The organism is Arthrobacter sulfonylureivorans, from assembly GCF_047607445.1.
Classification (GTDB): domain Bacteria; phylum Actinomycetota; class Actinomycetes; order Actinomycetales; family Micrococcaceae; genus Crystallibacter; species Crystallibacter sulfonylureivorans_A.
In genome coordinates, this window is sequence record NZ_JBLKRT010000074.1 from 1 (window position 1) to 3,892 (window position 3,892).

The 3,892-nt window shown below is 67.0% G+C and carries 4 protein-coding genes; 1 reads left to right on the forward strand and 3 read right to left on the reverse strand.

The genetic code is table 11. The features are described from left to right. Positions 1–202, forward strand: a 202-nt coding sequence (locus tag ACMX2H_RS18740; RefSeq protein WP_414962763.1) for a hypothetical protein, incomplete at its 5' end; no start/stop codon positions are given. A gap of 472 nt (positions 203–674) precedes the next feature. Here the strand turns inward: ACMX2H_RS18740 and ACMX2H_RS18745 are convergent. The 3 genes from ACMX2H_RS18745 to ACMX2H_RS18755 are packed head-to-tail and all read right to left on the reverse strand — an operon-like array spanning position 675 to position 3,855. After that, positions 675–1,631 carry a hypothetical protein gene (locus ACMX2H_RS18745; protein WP_414962764.1) on the reverse strand — a complete coding sequence of 319 codons (957 nt, stop codon included), beginning with the start codon at positions 1,629–1,631 and terminating at the stop codon, positions 675–677. Next, a complete protein-coding gene (locus ACMX2H_RS18750; protein WP_414962766.1) occupies positions 1,628–2,725 on the reverse strand; it encodes a hypothetical protein in 1,098 nt (365 codons plus the stop codon). The genes ACMX2H_RS18745 and ACMX2H_RS18750 overlap by 4 nt, the downstream gene beginning before the upstream one ends. Beyond that, complete coding sequence (locus ACMX2H_RS18755; protein ID WP_414962767.1) at positions 2,722–3,855, reverse strand: baseplate J/gp47 family protein; 1,134 nt, start codon at positions 3,853–3,855, stop codon at positions 2,722–2,724. Before ACMX2H_RS18755 ends, ACMX2H_RS18750 begins: the two co-directional genes overlap by 4 nt. Positions 3,856–3,892: the final 37 nt, after the last annotated feature.

The window sequence follows — 3,892 nt, forward strand, 5'->3', positions numbered from 1 at the left end:
GCCCGTCAGCCTCACGGTCCAGGTGCAGCCAGCGCTCTACAAGGAGCTGAAGGCGTGGCCCGACACCACCAACATCAGCGAAGTCACCGGCAAGGCAAGAATCCCCACCGTCGAGGTGGTTCGCGCTGCACTGGAGGAAATGCTGGCCGACGCCGCCCTGCAGAAGCGAGTGGCCAAGAGGGTCATCAAGAACCTCATCTAGCGGAGTGGTGCTGCACTGCTCGGACTCCCTGCGGGAGCTATCGCCTTTGCAAGCCCCCTTCCCCAAAGATTCGCCCCGGCAGCCGCGCACTCCAGCCAGAATGGCCACGCCGAATAGACCCGCCCCGTTTCGGGACGTGTCTCGGTATGGGCTCCGGTCCAGTAGCTTTCTGTCCCGTCCGGGTGCGGTTGCCCGGCAAGCTGCGCATCTTCACCGCCATGCCTTATTGGACCCCGGGAAGGCATGAAAAAGACCGGGTGCACTTGGCACACCCGGTCTACTAGACACCGCTCCCGAAATCCCGTTAGAGTGAGGGACAGAAGCACTAGCTAGCAAACCTTGATCAGTGGGCCTAGTGCAGAAGCCTCGGAGTTGGTAGCTCCGGGGCTTCACTTCTTTGTCAGTAAACACCGCGGAGGGGCTAAAGTCCAACCCCTCCGCGTGTCGCGGTAGCTGTTTACGTAACTACGTGCTAGTTCGTTGAGTATTCCACCTCATCGAAGGAGTAGTAGGCGCCGAGGGTTGTTGACGTCCGCACCTGAGCCACCCCGCTGCTCAAGATCATGATGAAGGCACGGTTCGTTCCTTGGTGGCTCTGCAGGGTGCCGATGTACGAGCGCTGCGGGGCATGTTCCGGGTTGATCTGAAACACGCTGTCATTGTTGCCGTTGGCAATCATTCCGTCCGGGGCCAGCCGACCCCGGAACGACACCTCCTGGCCCCGCCGCACCCGGTACTGAACAGTCTCGGCTCCCAAGTGCTTGAACGGTTCGTTGATCTGTACGGTAATCCAGCCGGTATCACCGTCAATCCACCGGCCGCCGATGTAGCGGTCGATCACCCCGTCCTGGTCGAGGCGAATCACAATCATGCCCTCGTAGGGCTCCAGCGCGTCCCGCTCTGCCTTGGAGGTCACGGCGAGGACTTGGCGGACGCCCGCCAGCCCGTCAGCGACGGCTGCCGCAGCGCCTTCAGCCGACAGCTCGGCGGCGGTGCGCGAAGCGTTGGCGTCGGCTGCTGCAGCCAAAGCCTCGTCCTTGTACCCCAGCGCCTCGTCCTTGTACCCGACAGCTTCGGCAATGGCTGCGGTGGCAGTGTCAGCGGACGCCTGCGCGTTGGTGGCTGCCAGTTCTGCCGCTGCAGTGAACGGAGCTGCCGCGTCAGCAGCGATCTGCGCAGCATCGGCGGCGGATGCCTGCGCGTCAGCAGCGGACTGAAGCGCGGCGGAGGCGTCGTTGGCGGCGCTGGTGGCAGCTTCCTGGGCTTGCGCTGCAGAGGTTTGGGCGGCGGCCGCCGATGCCTTGGGCTCGGCGTTCAAGGACGCCAGCCACTCGGCCCGGGTGCCAACGAACCCCTCGGCTACAGCCACCTGATAGGCGCTGAGTCCCGGGGTGCCAACGATGATGCGGGTTCCCGCGTTTTCGGTCATGGTGTTTCCTCCAGTTGAACGCCGAGCGAATCGGCTTGGGTCCAGGTCTTTGCTGCGGCTTCACGCTCGGCCCACGTCTCGCCCGCTGCCGCCATCCAGTCGTCCCAGGTGGCGGTGGCGATCTGGGCCACCAGGACGTGCCCGGCTGGGATTACGCCAGCGTCTTGCACCACCTTGGCCAGCGCTGGCAGCCCCGCGGCGCCACCGGGCACCTCATCGGCGCGAACCAGCAGAACAAGGGTGTGCTTCTTGGTCTTGGACGCGGCCACGGACACCTGCCGGTCGCCGGTGAGGAAGCCCTTGGCGGCGTCCGCGATGCCCTGCCGGGTGCCGGTTGCGGAGCGGCCCGAGGCAAGCATGTTGGTCAGGTACTCGCGCAGCTCCTCCACCGGCCGCTTCCGCAGGCTCAGCGGGGTGCCCATCATTTGCGCCAGCCACCGCAGCGCGTGCGCGGGCGCCGTGGCCGGGTTGGTGTAGCGGCCAGCCCACAGGTCGTCGGAGACGGTGCGGGTGGTTTGGGCAATGGACCCCGGCCCGTCCATCCAGCGCAGCAGCGGGTGGCTGGTGGGCCCGTCATACCGGCCGGGCAGCTCCTCCTGCAGCACCGAGCGGTAACCGATGTTCACGGCCGCGAGCTGCAGCGCGTTGCCTTCGCCCGCGGGGACGCCGACGAAGATGCTGACTTCCAGATGCCCGTCCACCGGCGGGAGCGCCATCACGGTTGCGCTCCCGGCCTCGACTACCGGGTCAACCATTGTTTCGGCCAGAACAACACCGCGAGAGTCTTTGACCTCCAGCGCCACATAGCAGTCCTCGACGGCCGGGTCCGGCCACCACGCCTGCACGTGGACCTGCTCGGAGGACAGCAGCCCGGTGAAGGTGCGGTGCATGCGCACCTCCACCAGCTCCTCATCGGCCACGGTCGCCTCGGTGTTCCACTCGCCCCAGCCGTGCAGGAACTTCGGGTCGGAGGTGAAGCCGTCCCACGGGGGAGGGGCGGGGTTTGTTTGCGCGGCGTCCATATCGCGGTAGGCGGCGGGCAGCAGCTCGTACCATGCGCGGGTCCAGTCGGTGACCGGCACGTTCGCGCTCACTGGACGGTCACCGTGATCGCGCCGATTTGCGGCAGCGGCGCGTCACCAAGGAGCTGCTGGGTGGCGGGGGCGGTAATGACCTCGCGGACGCCGGGCACTGCCGCAACAACGGCGACAACGGCGTACTGGGTGACTGCTGCAGCCCAGTCCCATCGCGCGGGCGACAGCCACGCCTGCAGCGCCGCAGCCACCGACGACCGCACCACCTCCGGGTCGTACCCGGGCGCAGCCTTCACCGTGACCGCAATATCGACCGGCGTGTAGGTGGGCTCAATAATGTGGATGGTCAGCGAAGCCAGCGCCTGCTCGGCCATGGACGCGGCCAGCAGGTCCATCGTCTCCTGCGACACTGGCTGCCCGTCCTTGCCCGCGACGGCGACGGTGACGTGCCCGGGCTGCCCGGTCTTGGGGGTGGCGGCCGGGTTGTAGAGGTCCAGCACCTTCGCCCGGCCAATCTCGGGCTCCGCCAGCGCGGCGAAACTGAAGTGCTCGGGCAGCACCAGCGTGGACGTCAGGCGGGCCAGCACTGCTGCAGCACGCCCCTGGAACTCGGCTTCCGTCTCCGGGCCGGTGCCGCCGGTTGCGGGGCTGGAGGACGTGGCTGCCTCCACGAACGGCAGCGGGTCAACAACGTGCAGGACTGCGCCCAGCGGGAGGCTGTTTGCGGCGGTGCCGACGTCCTCGGCGGTGGCGGTGAGTGCACCGGCCAGCGTTTCCGAGGTGATGATTTCAAGGCTCTCGTCCGCCACGAAGTCGATCGTTTCGCCGGTCTGCTCCACCGTGTAGCGGAACCGGGTGCCAGCCGGGATCGTCTGGGTCGGGGAGGAGTTGGTGACCTCCACCAGGAGCTGCACGCGGGCCCGCTGCCCCTCTGAGCGGACGATGCCGTAAAGGCTCATCAGCTGCTCCACGATCTGCCCGGCGAGCATTTGGACGGCCAGAATGTTCGGGCCCAGCATTACTGCCATGGACTCCAGCAGCACCATTTCGGTGTTCCCGGCGCGGGGTTCCCACTCGGGCAGCACGGAGCGGACGTGGGAGACGGCGGCGTTCACCAGATCGGGCTCGGCGCCGTAGTTGAGGAAGTTCAGGGCCTCCAGCTCGGGAATGTCGGCCGGGTTCTCGCTCACAGTGCCTCCAGGGTGTTGTCGTCGGTGTCGCGGGCCC